This window comes from Bifidobacterium sp. POST2/T3 (B1) (assembly GCF_058197115.1).
The window spans coordinates 1-3,741 of sequence record NZ_JBVPQK010000259.1 but is presented as its reverse complement, the minus strand read 5'-3'; the positions used below and the strand labels follow the sequence as shown (position 1 = coordinate 3,741).

Sequence of the window (3,741 nt, the reverse complement as noted above, 5' to 3'; positions counted from 1 at the left end):
CAGAGCCACCTGCTTGTCGGGAAGATCCATGCTGGTGCGGTCAAAGCCCTCGGACTCAGCATCTTCAGGCAGCCCCAGGAAGAGCACTACAGTGTCGGCTCCGCGCGCAACTTCAAGCGCCTGCTGGGTCAAGGCGGGATCCTGCTCCTTGTCATCCAGCGTGAAACCGGGCGCAAAGTCCACGCTCATGCCGGCCTCCTTGAAGCCATCCAGCGCTGAGGAGACCTCGGTCGGCGTGATATGCGAGGAGCCTCCACCCTGATAGCGTGGGGTCCTGGCGAACTCGCCGATTACAGCGACCTTCTTCTGCGGGTCAAGAGGAAGAATATGATCCTCGTTGCGCAGCAGCACGATGGACTCCTGGGCAGCGCGACGGGCCACGTTGTTGTGCTCCTGGGCGTCGTAACGATATCCCTGCTGGGACATGGCCGGACGGGCTTTGTCAATCAGGTCCAGGATTCCCTGGGCCATCCGGTCCAGCTGCTCCTTGTTCAGCTTGCCAGCCTGTACGGCCTGTACTACCTGGTCATCAGTGCGGGAGGGCGGCATCTCCAGATTGAGTCCGGCCTGCAGGGCGTTGACCCTGTTGTGGACGGCACCCCAGTCTGACATGACCATGCCTTGGTAGCCCCACTCGCCGCGCAGAACGTCCGTCAGCAGCCAGCGGTTCTCCGAACTGAAGACTCCATTGATCTTGTTGTAGGCGCACATGATGGTCCAGGGCTTGGCATTCCTGACCACATATTCGAAGGCCGGCAGGTAGATCTCGCGCAGAGTCCGCGCGTCCACGTCAGAGCTGACCCTGAGTCGGTCGGTCTCCTGGTTGTTTGCTGCAAAATGCTTCAGAGAGGTTCCCACTCCCTTTGACTGGACCCCCTCGACCAAACCTGCAGCTTCATGGCCGGCCAGCACAGGATCCTCCGAGTAAAACTCGAAGTTGCGGCCGCCCAAAGGGCTGCGCTTGATGTTGATGCCGGGGCCCAAAATCACCGCCACCTTCTCTTGGATGCACTCCTCGCCCATGGCCTGGCCCACCTGGTAGGTTAGATCGGGGTTCCAGGAGGAGGCCAGACCCGCAGTCGGGGGAAAGCAGGTGGCCGGGACCGATCCGTAGACGTCGGAGCCAGTGGCTTTGCGCAAGCCATATGGACCGTCAGTGATCATATAGCCTTCATAGCCCTTGTCGGGCAGCCCCTGCAGGTGCCAGGAGTCGGACCCCGAGGTCAGCGAGGCCTCCTCTTGCAGGTCCAGATCCTTGGCTTTGGTACGTGTTTGTTCTGTCATGTCTTTGTCCTTTCGGATTCGATCAGCCGGGCCGCTGCTCAGCACAGCTCCGGATTACAGGTTTTCAGACTCACTTGACCTTGCGGATCATCATGATGAATACGGTTCCCACCAGCAGACAAACGATAGCGACCGGGAAGATCATCCTGTAGCCTCCGAAGAGGCCAATGACCAAAGTCGTGCACCCGGGGGCGATCACCTGGCCGATCGTATTGGCCAGGTTGAGGATGCCCAGGTCCTTGCCGGCTTCCTTGGCATTCGGCAGCACATCGACGTTCAGCGCCTGGTCGACTGACATATAGCAACCGTTGCCGATTCCAGCCAGAGCAGAATAGAAGTACATGCCCGTGGCGGTTGGCATCAGGAAGGGGAAGAGTATGCCGACGGCGAGAATCAGGCAGCTGGTGGCTACGATCACCTTCCGCCTGTGCAGGAAGTCCGAGAGCGGGCCTGAGACCATGGAGGCCAGAATGGTTGTCACCACCGAGATCAAGGCCATGATTTTGAGTGTGGATGCGGCCTGGGCATCGCTCAGGTGGCAGTACTTCTGCAGTATGTAAAGCTGGTAGCCCTGAATCATGAAGCAGCCGACAACGAAAGTGAACCTGCCCAGAAGCGCCAGGTAGAAGTCGCGGCAATTCTTAGTGGGAGGTATGAAGGACCGGCCGACATCTGCCCAGGTTCGTTCCACGACCGTGTTGGCAGCCGACTTCTCCCGGGGCCAGATCAGCACGGTGAGAATACCGGAGAAGAGGAAGATGATCATGGCGACTACCAGGCCGGTATGGATGTTGGCTATGAACGAGCTACCGATAATAGTCCCCAACTGCTGGCCGACAACCTGGCTAGCTCCATACAGCGCCGAATAAGTTCCCCTGGTCGACTCAGGTATCCTGTCGGAGAGGACCGCCACGGCCGGGGCTATCAGGCAGTTGATGCCCACCTGCACAATGCACCAGCCGAAGATGATCATGGGAAGTGTATGGGACTGGATGACCAGCAGGAAGCCAAGTGCACCGATGATACCGCCCAGCACGATCCAAGGAGTGCGCTTGCCGACTCGGAACCTGGACATGTCTGAAAGAGCACCGAATACAACGTTGGCCACCAAGGCGAACACACAGCCAATCGAATTCATTGTCCCCAGAGCAGCTTCAGCGCTGACACCATGCAGGGAATTGAAAATCTGAGGCAGGAGAACCCCAGACCCCATGGTAAAGGGCGCGGCCCAAAGCAGGGATACCAGGACGAAGCCAATGGCAAAACGGAACTTCTCCGTGCTGTTGAGCCTTCTGCCCGTATCTGGAGCCAGGTTCGCATCCACCCCCTGTCCGGCGACAGCGCTTCCAGTCTCGTCTACAGAGGCCATGGCATTGATGTCTCCCCTGACTCGAGCACCGACCCCCTCAGTTGGATTTCCCCTTCGATCCTTATTTTCGTCTACCATAGTTATCACTCCTTCGTGTGCAGCCTTGCAATCAGTGGCTCATCATTGAGCCGTGCCAATCTCCCCCTTCCATAACCGACAATTGTTCAGAACTTATTATCGGAGCAAACCAGGCAAGAGGAGGGTTATAATCACAATATTTTTTCTACAGCTGAGACGACTGCGTCCACATTTCGGCGGAATTCCAAGGATTCTGGAAGGAGCGACAGGGCCAGATATCCGTTGCCTGGCATGTCGAAAAAATATCCGGGCTGGCCAGTCAACCCGTAGGACCCAATTAGCCGAAGAATCAGTTCCTCCTCGTCGATGACCTGAGGAAAACGCAACAGAACGTTCCAGCCTCCCTCAGGCCTGAGCAGGGAGACGCAGGACTCCTTTTGGTTCAATGCCTGTCTAAGGATTTCGAGATTGCCCCTGACTCGTTCCCCCACTCGGCTGGTCTGGCTGGGAATATCCGATAGCATGGCCTCCATGTCCCTGGTGATAAGAAGACTCATGGGCAAGTAATCGTCGGCTATCAGGTCAAGATGGCGCTTGGCCTCGGCAACCTGGTCGGCTGGCCCGGAAACCTGAATCCAGCCCACCTTGGCATGGGGAGCTGCCAGGCTCTTCGAGAACCCGTCCAGGGCGAATGTCAGCACCCTATCCTCCCCAGCCAGTCGTGCGCGGCCCGGCAAAGGATCCAAGGGATAGTCAAAAAAGACCTCATCAGCGATGATGGCCACCCCATGCCGCTGACAGAGTTCCAGCAGCGACTGGCGTTCTTCTGGATGAATGTAGGACCCCGTGGGATTGTTGGGGTTGATAAGGACCAGGGCGCGGATGCGGTCGCTCTCAGGCCCCTCCAAGCCCTCTCTGACCGTGGCCAGGTCCAGGACCCAGGACCCGTCGTAGGCCAGGCGGTATGGAATTGTTCGGACACATTCCAGACCAGCGATGGATTCGATCAGAGGATATCCGGGCCGGGGCTCCAGAATGGCATCACCCGGGTCGCAGAGGAGCTTCATCAG

Annotated in this window: 3 protein-coding genes; all 3 read right to left on the bottom strand. The window is 58.2% G+C overall.

All coding sequences use genetic code 11. From position 1 onward, the window contains the following. Positions 1–1,284 (bottom strand): glycoside hydrolase family 3 N-terminal domain-containing protein (locus AC0AP0_RS10125; RefSeq protein ID WP_490430371.1); only part of this gene is annotated, 1,284 nt, incomplete at its 3' end. A gap of 70 nt (positions 1,285–1,354) precedes the next feature. Then, positions 1,355–2,731 carry an MFS transporter gene (locus AC0AP0_RS10120; protein ID WP_490430370.1) on the bottom strand — a complete coding sequence of 459 codons (1,377 nt, stop codon included), beginning with the start codon at positions 2,729–2,731 and terminating at the stop codon, positions 1,355–1,357. Between the two features lie 131 nt (positions 2,732–2,862). After that, positions 2,863–3,741 (bottom strand): pyridoxal phosphate-dependent aminotransferase (locus tag AC0AP0_RS10115; protein WP_490430369.1); only part of this gene is annotated, 879 nt, incomplete at its 5' end.